We start from the raw sequence: 15,082 nt of genomic DNA on the forward strand, positions 1-15,082 counted from the left end.
GCCACCATTTCGTTGAAGGCGGTGCTCACCAGTTCCACGGCTTCGCGTTGGCGGCCGGCGGCCTGGTTCATGTTATTGGCTACTTCACGGGTGTCGGCGGCGGCGGTTTGCAGGTCCGAAGACGCGTTGCCGATGCGCTGCACCAACTGGGCGATCATGCTCAGGAACTGGTTGAACCAGCCGGCCAGGCTGGCGGTTTCGTCTTTGCCCTGCACCTTGAGCTGGCGCGTGAGGTCGCCTTCACCTTCGGCAATTTCCTGCAGGCCGTCGGCCACCCCGCGAATCGGGCGCACGATCACGCGGGCGAAACTGGCGCCGACGATGGCGAATACCACCGCCAAGACGGCGGCGATGGCGGCGATCAACCACGTCAGGCGGGTGGCGCCGGCCATCACTTCGTCACGCTTGATCAGGCCGATAAAGCGCCAGCCCAGGTCTTTGGAGCTGACCACGTTGGCCATATAGGCCACGCCGTCGATGTCGATCCGGGTCACGCCGTCGCCGCCCTTGGCCAGTTCGGCGTAGTTGGGCCCCAGGTCGGCCAGGGGCTTGAAGTTGTGCTTGGCATCGCTGGGGTCTACCAGCACGTTGCCGTTGCCTTCCACCAGCATCAGGTAGCCGCTGTCGCCCAGCTTGATGGTGCGCACCAGTTCGGTGAGCTGCTTGAGCGACACGTCGAGACCGACTACGCCAAGGATATTGCCAGTGGTGTCGGCGACGGTATGCACGGTACCGATCAGCACCACATCGTCCGGTGCCCAGTAATAGGCACCGGTGCGCACGGTCTTGCCCGGCGCAGCAATGGCCGCCTGGTACCAGGGGCGTACGCGTGGGTCGTAGTTGGTCAGTTTGGTGTCGTCCGGCCAGCTGGCGTAGCCGCCGTCGCGCAGGCCCAGGGACAGGTAGGCAGTGCTGGGATGGCTTTTGGCGAACTGGTCGAAAATCGCCAGCAGTTCGGTATTGGTCGGTGTCAGCGGGATTTGCGCGGCGTCCGCGCTGGCGTAGCTCTTCAGGTCCTTGGCCGCGATAACGCGCGGGTCCTTGGCCACGTACTCGACGTTCTGGCTGATGCCGTCGAAAAACTGCTTCATGCCATTGTCGATCTGGCGGATCTCGCGACCGCTGCTGTCGAGAAAGTTGGCGAGGGCGCCTTCGCGCACATTCAGCACCACGATCATCGCGACCAGGATGACCGGGAGGCACGCGATGGCCGCAAACGCCCATGTCAGCTTCTGCTTGATATTCATGACTTCACCCGCGGGTATTTATAGTTTTGGCAAGGGAGAAAACGGTCGTGCTGTGCGTCGCATGCGTTGTTATGAGACAGGAGGCCATGCTTACCCTCGGTATATCGACCGAGGGCGGCGGCACTTGAGGGGAGGGGGGCAATCAGCCGATCTGGTCACCGGCCAAGGCGTCACGGCGCATCGACTGCAGGTTCTTCTCGATGGTTTCGCAGATCGCTTCCATTTGAATCTGATGTTCACTGGAGCGAAACGGGCTTTGCAGGTCGGTGCCGATGCGTTCGATGGCCAGCAGCATGAAACCCACCACCGTGGACGCCAGCGGCGTGAACCAGCCGAGGGATTCCACCAGGCCCACGGGCACGATCAGGCAGAACAGCGAGATGAACAGACGTGGGAAATACACGTAAGGGTAGGGCAGCGGCGTGTTGGCGATCCGCTCCATGCCGCCCTGGGCGTTGGACAGGTCCACCAGGGTCGACTCCAACCGAGCCAGGCGGATGCTGTCCAGGTGACCGGCCTTGTATTCCCGGGCCAGCAAGGCGGCTGAGCCAGTGAGAATGTCGTTGGCGAAGTTGTTGGTTGCGCCATTGCGGGCGAATTCCGCGTCAGGGATGAACGCGCGCACTTCCTCCGGGCAGGGCTCGCCCTTGAGGTACGCGGCCAGGCAATTCACATAGGCCACATGACGGCGCAACAGCGTGGATTTGATCGGGTTCACTTCGCTGTCGGGATCGTCCAGCAGGGTCAGTACCTGGCGCGCGAAGCTGCGCGAGTTGTTGACCATCGAGCCCCATAAGGTGCGCGCTTCCCACCAGCGGTTGTAGGCGCTGCTGTTACGGAAACTGATCAGCACCACCAGTGCCGAACCCAGCAAGGTCAGGGGCATCAGCGGCAGGTTGATCTTGGAGTTGAGGAACAGCATGAAATCCACCGTGACGGCGATATCCCACAGCAACAGCCAGAACAGGGCCCAGCCCACATAGCCCATGGTCTTGATGATCAGGCGGTATTTCTTGAGAAGGGCAGCTTTCAAACGAGAACCTCGCGGCGTGCGGTTGGCAACAGTGCCAGGTTACGACGCCGTAGACGGATGAAGGTTCGCCTGACGGGACCCGGTTCGGGAAATCTGGAACAACTTTGGTACTGATGTCGTCTGGCGCGGCAATCGCTGTACATTGCGCCGAGGCAAAAAGCCATTAACCGCAGGGTTTACCACGTGATTTGTTTTGGGGCCGGGCTGCAGGGATTTCGTAGCTGAGATCAGTGGAATCAAGTTGGATGATCAGGGCTCTTTCATGCATGTCAGTTCGTTGAAGTCGGCTATGTGTAATACCGCGCAAGCGCTCGAACGTCATAGGGATTTTGAATCGTGCTTGAGAGCGCATTACCACGTGCTGCTCGTGCCCTATTCCAGACGACCGTTTTTCTATAAGAGTGCACTTAAATACAGCCGTTTGATGGTGTCGTTTGCGTTATTGAGCGAGTACTTCGCCACACCGCTGCCGTTGTTGTCCGAAGTTAAAAACCTGTGCGTGACGCGCAGGTATTGTTCGAAAAACAGCCTGGAATCGATCTTTCTGTTGTTTCGTGCGCTGGGCTTTATGGAGGTTGCGCCGCACCCCGAAGACAGTCGCTTCAGAGTGTATGCGCCCTCGGACGAAGCCTGCCGTGAAGCGCGCCTGATGTTGACCTCCCTCACGGAGTCGTTGGCGCGGCTGTACCCCGAGAGGGCGATTTTTCAACAATTGCGTGAGTTGGATGACCGCGGTTTCCTGGCCCTTTACTTCAAGGGGTTTGCCATCATTCTCGACGCCGACCTCACGGTCGATGTATTGCTGCCCGAGTGTTACTGGCTGGTGAAAAGAGACGCTGGGCACCTGTTGATGCTGGCCATTTATAACGATGCCTTTGCGCCGGAAAATGATCGGGCAACGTTCAGGTCATCTTCGTATCTGGCATTGGCCAAGCAACTTTCGGTGTCCAAGACCCACATTATCCGAATGGTGCAGGAGGGAGTGGAAAAAGGCTATTTCAAAGCGCACTCCAAGACCCGGCTGGAAGTTCTGCCGCCCTTTGTCAGCCTGGTAAAGCGGTTCATGGCCTTTTCATTTGCGGTTGGCCTGCATGCTATTGAAATGGGAGCGTAGGGATGCCTGCTCACTTGAAGTTAAGGCCCAGGATGCGCCGGTTGCTGTCGCCTGCGGTGACGCAAGCCGAATGGATAGGCATCATTGCCTGGACTGGTATCGGCTTGATCCAGGCCATGCTGTTCGACCCGTATGTGTTGAGCGTCACCCTCGGCCTGTTAGTTGTGTGCCGTATTCATTCGCTGACGACGAACTTCCTGTTGTGGCGGTTGCTGGGGGTGATCTATATCGTGCTGTTGTCGGTGGGGTTTGCCTACATCATTCACTTGAATCCGCCATTGCGTATCTACGGCTTGCCCCTGGCCGTCACGCTGGTGGTCGGCAGCGCGATCCTGTTTATCAGTGTCCAGGATTATCTGGTCGGCGCCCTGTCGGTCTGGCTTATCCTGTGGTCGCCGATGCAGGCCGAACTCTATGCCGCAACCCAAAGTTATCTGCTGATATTTTGCGCGTCGTCGGTGTCGATCGGTTTCATCCTGAGTTACTCATACTTGAAGAACCTGCGTTCGGTGTTGCTGGTGGAAAGTGAGTTTCGCGCATTGGCCGAGACCGATTACCTGACCTCTATCCTCAACCGGCGCGCGTTCATGCAAAGCTTCGAAAAGTTGCTCGACAGTGGCCAGGACGGCTACTTCATCATGTTGGATATCGACAGTTTCAAGGCCAAGAACGACCTGTACGGCCACGACGTCGGCGATAAGATTTTGCGCGCCATGGCGCTCTGCCTGAAAAACGCCAAAGGCAGCCACAGCTTTGGACGCATCGGCGGGGAAGAGTTCGGCGTGTTGTTGCAGGGCGATGACCCGGCGCTGGCCGGCGAGTTTGTGCTGGATCTGTTGCAGGCGATCCGCTGCAGCGTCGCCCCGCCGCACAACTACACCTGCAGCGCCGGCATGGCGCGCTTTTCGGCAGGTGACGAATTGTCGACGGTGCTCAAGTTAGCCGACAAAAACCTGTATGGCGCCAAGCGCAACGGCAAGGACTGTGTGCATCTGGATGGCGCGCCGCTGCGGCCGGTCACGGCCTGAAGCGCAGAGGCCGGTGTTCAGCGCTGGGCAAGCACACTCGCCAGCAATCCGGGGAAGCGACCTTCGAGCTCTTCGCGACGCAACGAGTTCATGTGGGTGGTGCCGACATTGCGCGTGTTCACCAGGCCCGCATCGCGTAACACCCTGAAGTGGTGGGACATACTCGATTTGGGGCGCCCGCCGTCCAGTTCGCCACACGTGGCTTCGGGCACGCTTGCCAGGCAGCGCACGATTTCCAGGCGCACGGGGTCGCTGAGGGCGTAGAGCACGCGCTCAAGTGTCAGCTCTTGCGGGGTAGGGTGTTTGAAGGCTCGCATGGCGCGGATCATAACAGGGGGGTAGCGTTGAATACCATAGTTCGATTACCATCGAACTATCGAATCACGCACGTTTATCCGGAGTATCTGATGTCCGCTTTGTTCGAACCGTTCAAACTCAAAGACGTAACCCTGCGCAATCGCATTGCCATCCCGCCGATGTGCCAATACATGGCCGACGACGGCATGGTCAATGACTGGCACCACGTGCACCTGGCCGGCATGGCCCGTGGCGGTGCCGGCCTGCTGGTGGTCGAGGCTACTGCCGTCGCGCCGGAGGGGCGTATCACCCCAGGCTGCGCCGGTATCTGGAGCGATGCCCATGCCGAGGCGTTCGTGCCGATGGTCAAGGCCATCAAGGCTGCGGGTTCCGTACCCGGTATCCAGATTGCCCACGCCGGCCGCAAAGCCAGCGCCAACCGTCCATGGGAAGGCGACGACCACATCCCGGCCTCCGATGCCCGTAGCTGGGAAACCATCGCCCCGTCGGCCATTGCGTTCGGCGCGAACCTGCCCAACGTACCGCGTGCCATGACCCTGGACGACATCGCCCGCGTCCAGCAAGACTTCGTCGACGCCGCCCGTCGCGCCCGTGACGCCGGTTTTGAATGGATCGAGCTGCACTTCGCCCATGGTTACCTGGGCCAGAGCTTTTTCTCCGAACACTCCAACCAGCGTACCGACGCCTACGGTGGCAGCTTCGACAACCGCAGCCGCTTCCTCCTGGAAACCCTGGCCGCCGTGCGTGAAGTCTGGCCGGAAAACCTGCCGCTCACCGCTCGCTTCGGCGTGATCGAGTACGACGGCCGTGATGAGCAGACCCTCACCGAGTCCATCGAACTGGCCCGCCGTTTCAAGGCCGGTGGCCTGGACCTGCTCAGCGTCAGCGTCGGGTTCACCATTCCCGACACCAACATCCCATGGGGCCCGGCGTTCATGGGGCCGATTGCCGAACGTGTGCGCCGTGAAGCCGGTATTCCGGTGACGTCGGCGTGGGGCTTTGGTACCCCGCAACTGGCCGAAAGCGCGCTGCAGGCCGGGCATCTTGACCTGGTCTCCGTGGGCCGCGCGCACTTGGCCGATCCGCATTGGGCGTACTTTGCGGCCAAGGAACTGGGCGTGGACAAGTCGTCCTGGACCTTGCCGGCGCCTTATGCGCATTGGTTGGAACGTTATCGCTGAGTTAGCGACTCGGTAAAACTGTGGGAGGGGGCTTGCTCCCGATGGCGGTGGGTCAGTGCCAGATTGTCTGGTTGATCCACCGCTATCGGGAGCAAGCCCCCTCCCACATTTGGTTTATGGACATCAGGAATACCGAGCCAATCGATACAAAGGCGATACGCGAAAAATAACAAATGAGAATGAATGTTAAACGCGAATGCGTTGATATATGATGCGCGGCGAATTCTTGGCAGGTTTGCCGCCCCATCTGGCTCATTCACTAGGTTCAACATCCATGCGTCGTACCCTGATTTCCATCTGTGTGCTTCAGGCGTTTTCCCCTTTTACCTGGGCAGAAGAAGCCCCGACTGAAAAAACCGGTATCGAGCTGCAAGCAACCAATGTGACCGCCACTGCGGATTTCGAGTCGGCCCAGGGACCGGTGCAGGGCTACCACGCCACGCGATCAGCCAGTGCGACGCGCACCGACACCTCGATTCATGAAACCCCGCAGTCCATCAGCGTGGTGTCCCGGGATGTGGTCGAAGACATCGGCGCAACGCGCCTGCAGGATGCCCTTGACTATGCCGGCGGGGTCGGGCGCGCCAACAACTTCGGTGGCCAGGGCCTGACCACCTTCACCGTGCGCGGCTTTACCACCGGTGAGTTCTACCGCAACGGTTTCCCGATCAATCGCGGTTACCCGAACATGCCGGATGCCAATACCATCGAGCGCCTCGAGGTGTTGCGCGGCCCGGCGACCATGCTCTACGGCCGTGGCGACCCCGGTGGCACGTTCAACGTGGTGTCCAAGCAGCCGCTGGCCGAACGCAGCGTCACCCTGGGCAGCCAGGTCAATGACCAAGGCATGAAGCGCGGCACCCTGGATGCCTCCGGCCCGCTGGACGAAGCAGGCCGCCTGGCCTATCGCCTGAACGTGGTGGGCGAGGGCGGCGACACTTTCCGCGATCACGTCGAGACCGAACGCTACGGCGTGACGCCGGTGCTCACCTGGCAGGCCAGCGATGACACCAAGGTGATCTTCGAAGGCGACTTCATGCGCAACAATGCCCCCTTGGACCGTGGTCTGACGCGTTACCCGAATCAGCGCGGCACGCCGTCGCGCGAGACGTTCTGGGGCGACAAGGACGTGGGCAAGCTGCATAACGACAACAACATGGCGCAGTTGCGTTTCGAGCATGCGCTCAATGACAACTGGACGTTGGGCGGCGGTTTCCAGTGGTTGGACGGGACGTTGAAGGGCAACGCAATCGAGGCTAACGGCCTGGGTGCCGATGGCCGCACCCTGCAACGCAACTTCAACTACCGCAAGCTGGAATGGACCGACAAGGACTACCAGCTCAACCTGACCGGGCATTTCTCCACCGCTGGTTTCGAGCACACCCTGCTCACCGGCATCGAGTACGAAGACTACGACTATAAGTCGATCATCCAGCGCTCCAGCGCCGCCTCGGGCACTTACCCGATCGATATCTTCAACCCGGTCTACGGCCAGGCGCGCCCGCCGCTGACGCGCACGCCGACGCATGACAAGGAAAACCTCAAGACCTACGCGGCCTTCGTGCAGGACCAGGTGGCCCTGACCGAGCGCTTGAAAGTCCTGGCCGGTGCACGTTTCGAACGGTTTGAACATGACTACGAAAGTTATGTGCCCGGCGTGAACCCCTTCCAGAGCGCAGAAAACGCCGTCACCCCACGTGTGGGTGTGATCTACGACCTCACCGATACCGTCGCGGTGTATGCCGACGCCGCACGTTCGTTCAAGCCGAACACCGGTGCGGCTCGCGAAGGCGGCGGCTTCGCGCCGGAAAAGGGCAAGTCCTATGAGATGGGGATCAAGTGGGAAGCCCTGGACCGCCAACTGAGCGTCGACGCTTCGATCTATCAGATCGACAAGAAAAACGTACTGACCACCGACCCGGTGATCAACACGTTCAACGTCGCAGCGGGTGAAGTGCGCAGCCGAGGGTTTGACCTCAACGTCGCGGGCAACCTCACGCCTGAGTGGCGCATGATCGGCGGCTATGCCTACGTGGATGCCGAAGTCACCAAGGACAACAGCATCCGCTCAGGCACGCGCTTGTTGAACATCCCGCGCAACAGCTTCAGCCTGCTCAACGTCTATGAGTTCCAGGACGGCGCCCTCAAGGGCCTGGGCCTGGGCGCCGGCGGCAAATACGTCGACCAGCGCGCCGGCCAGACCGCCAATACCGCCTTCTCGATGGACGCCTACACCGTGGTCGACCTGCTGGGCTACTACAAGGTCAACGAACAGGTACGCCTGAACCTGGACGTGAAAAACCTGTTCAACCGCGAGTATGAGGAAGGTGCCTTCGGCAATATCTATGCGTACCCAGGCGCGCCACGCACCGTGCAGTTGGGTATCTCCTACACCCTCTAAATGTGAACACACATCCAAATGTGGGAGGGGGCTTGCTCCCGATGGCGGTGTGTCAGTCAAAAATATTGAGACTGACACACTGCCATCGGGAGCAAGCCCCCTCCCACATTTGATCCCATTTATCCCTTGGGCACGTTACAACGGCGTCAACACATTCATCACCGTATCCAACGCCACCCGTGTGTCATCCAACTGCACCAACGATGCATGCCGCGCGCCCAGTGCGTCGCGGTTTTTGATCGCGGTCAGGATCGCCTTGTGCCGGGGCAGGCTCAGGCCCTGGATATCCGGGCGACGGTTGGTGATGTTGATCGACTCGCGCAACGGCAGCGAGAGCATGTTGCACATATAGGCGAGCAGGTCGTTGCGGGTGGCGTCGGCAATGGCGCGGTGGAAGTCCAGGTCGGCCTGCAACAGGTCATCGTGGGTTTTCGCGGTTTCCATGCCCACGTAGGCTTTTTCGATGGTGGCGATGTCTTCATCGGTGGCGGTGGTCGCGGCCATGGCGGCGATTTCCGGTTCGAGAATGCGCCGCACCCCGGCCAGCGTGTTGAAAAACTCGCTGTGGGGCGTGGACTGCATCAACCAGGACAGCACGTCCGGGTCGAGCAGGTGCCACTTCAAGCGCGGCCGCACCACGGCGCCCACCCGAGGCTTGGAATACACCAGGCCCTTGGCGCTGAGCACCCGCGTCGCCTCGCGCAACACCGAACGGCTGACCTTGTATTCCTCGCACAGCGTGGCTTCCATGGGCAGTCTTTCTTCCGGCTTGAAGCGCCCGGAAACGATGTGCATGCCCAAGTCCTGAACGATCTGGGCATGCATGCTCTTGCGCGGCTTGGGCGGCTGGTGATCCATAACGACGGGCAGGCTCTGGCTTAAATTCGCCGCATCATAGCATCCCAATTAGTGGGAATGCCGTGGGACTTCGGCGCCACGGCAGCCCACCAGGAAGTCGAAGTCGCAACCCTGGTCGGCCTGCAGCACATGGTCGATGTACAGCTGACGATAGCCGCCGACGATGAGTTTTTCGGGCGGCGCCAAATCGGCCATGCGCGATGCCAATTCGGCGTCGGGGATGTCCAGGTGCAAGCGCCCATTGGCGCAGTCGAGTTCGATCCAGTCACCTTCCTGCACGGCCGCCAACGGCCCGCCCGCTGCGGCTTCCGGCGCCACATGCAGCACCACCGTGCCATACGCGGTACCGCTCATGCGCGCATCGGAAATCCGCACCATGTCGGTCACGCCCTGGGCCAGCAATTTGGCCGGCAGCCCCATGTTGCCGACTTCGGCCATGCCTGGGTAACCCTTGGGCCCGCAGTTTTTCATGACCAGAATCGAGTTGGCATCCACGTCCAGTTCCGGATCGTTGATGCGCGCCTTGTACATGTCGAAGTTTTCGAACACTACTGCGCGGCCGCGGTGTTGCATCAGCTCGGCGCTGGCTGCAGACGGTTTGAGCACCGCACCCAGCGGCGCCAGGTTGCCGCGCAGCACGCAGATGCCGCCGTCGGCGCGGATCGGGTTGTCGAGGGTACGGATCACTTCGTCCTGGCCGTAGATCGGTGAGTCCTTGGTGTTCTCGCCCAAGGTTTTGCCGTTGACGGTCAAGGCATTCGGATGCGGGATCAGGTTGGCTTCGCCCAGGCGGCGCAGTACGGCAGGCAGGCCGCCGGCATAGTAGAACTCTTCCATCAGGAAGCGCCCCGAGGGTTGCAGGTCGACGATGGTCGGCATGCCACGCCCGATGCGGGTCCAGTCATCCAGGTCCAGTTCCACGCCGATGCGCCCGGCGATGGCTTTCAAGTGGATCACCGCGTTGGTCGAACCGCCGATGGCCGCGTTCACCCGGATCGCGTTTTCGAAGGCTTCCTTGGTGAGGATCTTCGACAGCTTCAAGTCTTCGCGCACCATCTCTACCGCTCGCATGCCCGACATGTGCGCCAGCACATAACGCCGTGCGTCCACTGCCGGAATCGCCGCGTTGTGGGGCAGGGACGTGCCCAGGGCCTCGGCCATGCAGGCCATGGTCGACGCGGTGCCCATGGTGTTGCAGGTACCCGCCGAGCGCGACATGCCGCCTTCGGCCGCGAGGAAATCATCCAGGGTAATGGTGCCGGCCTTGACCTGTTCGCTGAGCTGCCACACCACCGTGCCCGAGCCGATGTCCTGGCCCTTGTGCTTGCCGTTGAGCATCGGCCCGCCAGTGACGACGATGGCTGGCACATCACAACTGGCGGCGCCCATCAGCAGCGCCGGGGTGGTTTTGTCACAGCCGGTGAGCAGCACCACGCCATCGATCGGGTTGCCGCGAATCGCTTCTTCCACGTCCATGCTCGCCAGATTGCGCGTCAGCATGGCGGTGGGGCGCAGGTTGGATTCGCCGTTGGAGAACACCGGAAATTCTACCGGGAAGCCACCGGCTTCGATCACACCGCGTTTAACGTGCTCGGCGATCTGGCGGAAGTGCGCATTGCACGGGGTCAGCTCCGACCAGGTGTTGCAGATGCCGATGATCGGCTTGCCATGGAACTGATGGTCGGCAATGCCCTGGTTCTTCATCCAGCTGCGGTACATGAAGCCGTTCTTGTCGGCAGTACCGAACCACTGGGCGGAGCGTAGGCCGGGCTTTTTATCAGACATGATCGATTCTCTTATTGTATGACTATATGTTCTGAGCGTGGTTAAACATAAGCGCAAAATCGAAGCTTTGGAAGAGTTGTTTTGCAAATAGTCCTACTATATAGTCTTTCTCAACTGAGGTATGACCCTGGCGGATTTTCGCGAGAGGCGTCCCCCGAGCTTCTATAAAAACAACAATCGGAGATCGACCCCATGAGCCAGGAACTGCGGCTTATTCGGCGCATCACGCTGAAACTGATTCCCTTCCTGATCCTGCTGTACCTGATTGCCTACGTGGACCGCTCCGCCGTGGGCTTCGCCAAACTGCACATGGGCGCTGACGTCGGCATCGGCGATGCAGCCTATGGCCTGGGCGCGGGGTTGTTCTTCATTGGCTACTTCCTGTTCGAGATTCCCAGCAACCTGATGCTCGACCGCTTTGGCGCGCGCCGCTGGTTCGCGCGCATCATGATCACCTGGGGCACCATCACCATCGGCATGGCCTTTGTACAAGGGCCGCACAGCTTCTATGTGATGCGCTTTCTGCTCGGTGCGGCCGAGGCCGGGTTCTTTCCGGGCGTGCTGTACTACATCACCCAATGGTTCCCGGTGCGCCATCGCGGCAAGATCCTCGGGCTGTTCATCCTCTCCCAACCAATCGCGATGATGATCACCGGGCCCGTGTCCGGCGGCTTGCTGGGCATGGACGGCACCCTGGGCCTGCACGGCTGGCAGTGGCTGTTCATCGTGATCGGCACCCCGGCGATCCTGCTCACCTGGCCGGTGCTGCGCTATCTGCCGGACGGCCCCAGCCAGGTCAAGTGGATGAGCGAGGAAGAAAAGGCCTGGCTCACCGGTGAGCTCAACAAAGACCTGCAAGCTTACGGCCAGACCCGTCACGGCAACCCGCTGCATGCGCTCAAGGACAAGCGCGTGTTGCTGCTGGCGCTGTTCTACCTGCCGGTGACCTTGAGCATCTACGGCCTGGGCCTGTGGCTGCCGACCTTGATCAAGCAATTTGGCGGCAGTGACCTCACCACCGGCTTCATCTCCGCCGTGCCTTACATCTTCGGCATCATCGGCCTGCTGATCATCCCGCGCAGTTCCGACCGTTTGAATGACCGTTACGGCCACCTCGCCGTGCTCTATGTGCTGGGCGCCATCGGCCTGTTCTTCAGCGCCTGGCTCAGTGTGCCGGTGTTGCAGATGGCGGCGCTGTGCCTGGCGGCGTTCGCGATGTTTTCCTGCACGGCGGTGTTCTGGACCTTGCCGGGGCGCTTCTTCGCCGGTGCCAGTGCAGCGGCCGGTATTGCGTTGATCAATTCGGTGGGCAACCTTGGTGGCTACATCGGCCCGTTCGTGATCGGTGCGCTCAAGGAATACACCGGCAACCTGGCCTCGGGTTTGTACTTTCTATCCGGTGTGATGCTGTTCGGGCTGGTGCTGACCCTGGTGGTCTACCGCCTGCTGGAACGCAAGCATGTGCTGCCCGTCGACCAATTCGCCGCCAGTGCCCGTGGCGCCACACGTACTTAATTCAGGAGAAATGGCATGCGTTTAGTTCAGTTCGAGTTGCCCAACGGCGAACGCCGCGTCGGCGTAGTGCAAGGCACACAGCTGCGCGAAGTTCAGGCGGCGCGCAGCGTGCGTGAATTGGCCCTGGCCGCGATCGAAGCCGGCGTTGGTCTGGAGCAACAGGTGAACAGCCTCGGCCTGGGCGACAGCCACGACTACGCCGCGTTGCTGGCCGAGCTCAAGGTGCTGCCGCCACTGGACCACCCGGACCCGGCCCATATGCTGATCAGCGGCACCGGCCTGACTCACCTGGGCAGCGCCTCGGCGCGGGACAAAATGCACCAGGCCGGTGACGACACCGCACTGACCGACACCATGCGCATCTTCAAATGGGGCGTTGAGGGCGGCAAGCCAGCCGCCGGGCAGGCGGGCGTGCAGCCGGAGTGGTTCTATAAAGGCGACGGCAGCACCGTGGTGCGCCCCGGCGCCGCGTTCCCGGTACCGCCGTTTGCCGAAGACGCCGGCGAAGAGCCGGAAATCGGTGGCCTCTACGTGATCGGCCCGGACAGCAAGCCCTACCGTGTGGGCTTTGCGGTGGGCAACGAATTCTCCGACCATGTGATGGAACGCAAGAACTACCTGTACCTGGCCCATTCCAAACTGCGCAGTTGCAGCTACGGGCCTGAGCTGCGCGTGGGCGAGTTGCCCCAGCACCTGGCAGGCACCAGCCGCATCCTGCGTAACGGCGAAGAAATCTGGCGGAACGAATTCCTCAGCGGCGAGGCCAATATGTGCCACAGCCTGGAAAACCTCGAATACCACCACTTCAAATACCGCCAGTTCCTCAAGCCCGGCGATGTGCACATCCACTTCTTCGGCACCGCCACGCTGTCATTTGCCGACGGTATACGTACCCAGCAAGGCGATGTGTTCGAGATCACCCAGGCTGAATTCGGCGCGCCGCTGGTCAACCGTGTCGGCAGCAGTGATGCGGCATTCGAACCCGGCAACGTCATTACCCTTTAAAGGAGAGCCCCATGCCCCAGTTCCTCGGTCACAACTACATCGGCGGCCAGCGCAGTGCCAACGGCAGCACCCAGTTGCAGAGCGTCGACGCCACCACCGGCGAAGCCTTGCCCCAGGCGTTCTACCAGGCCACCCCGCAGGAGGTCGATGCCGCCGCCAAAGCAGCCGCCGCCGCGTACCCGGCTTACCGCGCCTTGAGCGCGTCGCGCCGTGCGCAATTTCTCGATGCGATTGCCGACGAGCTGGACGCATTGGGCGATGATTTCGTCGAACTGGTCTGCCGCGAAACCGCCTTGCCGGCGGCGCGCATCAAAGGCGAACGTGGGCGTACCAGCGGCCAGATGCGCCTGTTCGCCACGGTGTTGCGTCGCGGTGACTTCTACGGCGCGCGCATCGACAAAGCGCTGCCGGATCGCCAGCCATTGCCGCGCCCGGACCTGCGCCAATACCGCATCGGCCTGGGCCCGGTCGCGGTGTTCGGCGCCAGTAACTTCCCCCTGGCATTTTCCACCGCTGGCGGTGATACCGCCGCTGCGCTGGCAGCCGGTTGCCCGGTGGTATTCAAGGCCCACAGCGGGCATATGGCGACGGCGGAGCAGGTGGCCGATGCGATCATCCGCGCCGCCCAAGCCACCGAAATGCCAGCGGGCGTGTTCAACATGATCTTCGGCGGCGGCGTTGGCGAAGCGCTGGTCAAGCACCCGGCGATCCAGGCCGTCGGCTTTACCGGCTCGCTCAAGGGCGGCCGTGCCCTGTGCGATATGGCGGCGGCGCGCCCGCAGCCGATCCCGGTGTTTGCCGAGATGTCGAGCATCAACCCGGTCATCGTGCTGCCGCAGGCGCTGCAAGCCCGCGCCGACAGCGTCGCCCGCGACCTGACCGCCTCGGTGGTGCAAGGCTGCGGCCAGTTCTGCACCAACCCTGGCCTGGTGATCGGCATCGCGTCCCCAGCGTTCAGCGCGTTCACGCAACAGGTCGCGAAGCTGATCGGCGAGCAACCGGCGCAGACCATGCTTAACGCGGGCACCCTGGGCAGCTACGGCAAGGGCCTGGAAAAGCTCCTGTCTCATCCCGGTATCGAGCACCTGGCGGGCAACGCACAAGCGGGCAACCAGGCCCAGCCGCAGTTGTTCAAGGCCGATGTGCGCCTGTTGATCGACGGCGATGAAGTGCTGCAGGAAGAAGTGTTCGGCCCGACCACGGTGTTCGTCGAAGTCGCCGACCAGGCCCAGCTCAGCGCCGCCTTGCACGGCCTGCACGGGCAGTTGACCGCCACGATCATTGGCGAACCGGCTGACCTGCAACAGTTTGCCGAGCTGACGCCGCTGCTGGAGCAGAAAGTCGGGCGCATCCTGCTCAACGGTTACCCCACCGGTGTGGAAGTCTGTGATTCGATGGTGCACGGCGGGCCGTACCCGGCCACCTCCGATGCCCGTGGCACCTCGGTCGGCACCTTGGCCATCGATCGGTTCCTGCGCCCGGTGTGCTTCCAGAACTACCCTGATAGCCTGCTGCCCGACGCGCTGAAAAACGCCAACCCGTTGCGTATCCAGCGGCTGGTGGATGGCGCGCCGTCTCGAGAATCCCTGTAAGTCAC

11 protein-coding genes and 1 pseudogene are annotated in these 15,082 nt (G+C 61.6%); 7 read left to right on the plus strand and 5 right to left on the minus strand.

Going from position 1 to position 15,082, the window contains the following annotated elements:
- Positions 1–167: 167 nt before the first annotated feature.
- Both C4J92_RS27465 and C4J92_RS11450 read right to left on the minus strand, forming a co-directional pair.
- Positions 168–1,247, minus strand: a pseudogene (locus C4J92_RS27465) (cache domain-containing protein); the annotation flags it as partial.
- 142 nt (positions 1,248–1,389) lie between these two features.
- Positions 1,390–2,280: a bestrophin family protein gene (locus C4J92_RS11450; RefSeq protein ID WP_124403899.1), complete on the minus strand. Its 891-nt coding sequence runs from the start codon at positions 2,278–2,280 to the stop codon at positions 1,390–1,392.
- A 262-nt stretch (positions 2,281–2,542) separates the two neighbouring features.
- Here C4J92_RS11450 and C4J92_RS11455 point away from each other — a divergent pair, with 262 nt between their 5' ends.
- On the plus strand, positions 2,543–3,394 hold the full coding sequence (locus C4J92_RS11455; protein ID WP_177412812.1) for a hypothetical protein: 852 nt from the start codon (positions 2,543–2,545) through the stop codon (positions 3,392–3,394).
- A gap of 2 nt (positions 3,395–3,396) precedes the next feature.
- Complete coding sequence (locus tag C4J92_RS11460) at positions 3,397–4,422, plus strand: GGDEF domain-containing protein (RefSeq protein WP_124403900.1); 1,026 nt, start codon at positions 3,397–3,399, stop codon at positions 4,420–4,422.
- A gap of 17 nt (positions 4,423–4,439) precedes the next feature.
- On the opposite strand, the gene C4J92_RS11465 is transcribed toward C4J92_RS11460, so the two are convergent.
- Positions 4,440–4,739, minus strand: a complete 300-nt coding sequence (locus C4J92_RS11465) for a helix-turn-helix transcriptional regulator (RefSeq protein WP_124362465.1) — start codon at positions 4,737–4,739, stop codon at positions 4,440–4,442.
- A 90-nt stretch (positions 4,740–4,829) separates the two neighbouring features.
- On the opposite strand from C4J92_RS11465, the gene C4J92_RS11470 reads away from it, so the two are divergent.
- Positions 4,830–5,921 carry an NADH:flavin oxidoreductase/NADH oxidase gene (locus C4J92_RS11470; protein ID WP_124370414.1) on the plus strand — a complete coding sequence of 364 codons (1,092 nt, stop codon included), beginning with the start codon at positions 4,830–4,832 and terminating at the stop codon, positions 5,919–5,921.
- A 274-nt stretch (positions 5,922–6,195) separates the two neighbouring features.
- Positions 6,196–8,322 (plus strand): TonB-dependent siderophore receptor, encoded by a 2,127-nt coding sequence (locus C4J92_RS11475; RefSeq protein ID WP_124403901.1) that lies wholly within the window; start codon positions 6,196–6,198, stop codon positions 8,320–8,322.
- A gap of 135 nt (positions 8,323–8,457) precedes the next feature.
- Here the strand turns inward: C4J92_RS11475 and C4J92_RS11480 are convergent, their stop codons facing one another.
- Entirely contained in the window at positions 8,458–9,180 is a 723-nt protein-coding gene (locus C4J92_RS11480) for a FadR/GntR family transcriptional regulator (protein ID WP_124403902.1), read from the minus strand.
- Positions 9,181–9,228: 48 nt separating this feature from the next.
- Positions 9,229–10,965, minus strand: a complete 1,737-nt coding sequence (locus C4J92_RS11485) for an IlvD/Edd family dehydratase (RefSeq protein WP_124362469.1) — start codon at positions 10,963–10,965, stop codon at positions 9,229–9,231.
- 192 nt (positions 10,966–11,157) lie between these two features.
- Between C4J92_RS11485 and C4J92_RS11490 the strand changes: the two genes are divergently transcribed.
- Genes C4J92_RS11490 through C4J92_RS11500 form a run of 3 tightly spaced genes read left to right on the plus strand, consistent with a single transcriptional unit; the run spans position 11,158 to position 15,077 of the window.
- Positions 11,158–12,480 (plus strand): MFS transporter, encoded by a 1,323-nt coding sequence (locus tag C4J92_RS11490; RefSeq protein WP_124403903.1) that lies wholly within the window; start codon positions 11,158–11,160, stop codon positions 12,478–12,480.
- 15 nt (positions 12,481–12,495) lie between these two features.
- Positions 12,496–13,485, plus strand: coding sequence for an AraD1 family protein (araD1, locus tag C4J92_RS11495; RefSeq protein WP_124403904.1), 990 nt, complete (start codon positions 12,496–12,498; stop codon positions 13,483–13,485).
- Positions 13,486–13,496: 11 nt separating this feature from the next.
- Positions 13,497–15,077 carry an aldehyde dehydrogenase (NADP(+)) gene (locus tag C4J92_RS11500; protein ID WP_124403905.1) on the plus strand — a complete coding sequence of 527 codons (1,581 nt, stop codon included), beginning with the start codon at positions 13,497–13,499 and terminating at the stop codon, positions 15,075–15,077.
- Positions 15,078–15,082: the final 5 nt, after the last annotated feature.

The organism is Pseudomonas sp. R3-18-08 (assembly GCF_003852065.1).
Classification (GTDB): domain Bacteria; phylum Pseudomonadota; class Gammaproteobacteria; order Pseudomonadales; family Pseudomonadaceae; genus Aquipseudomonas.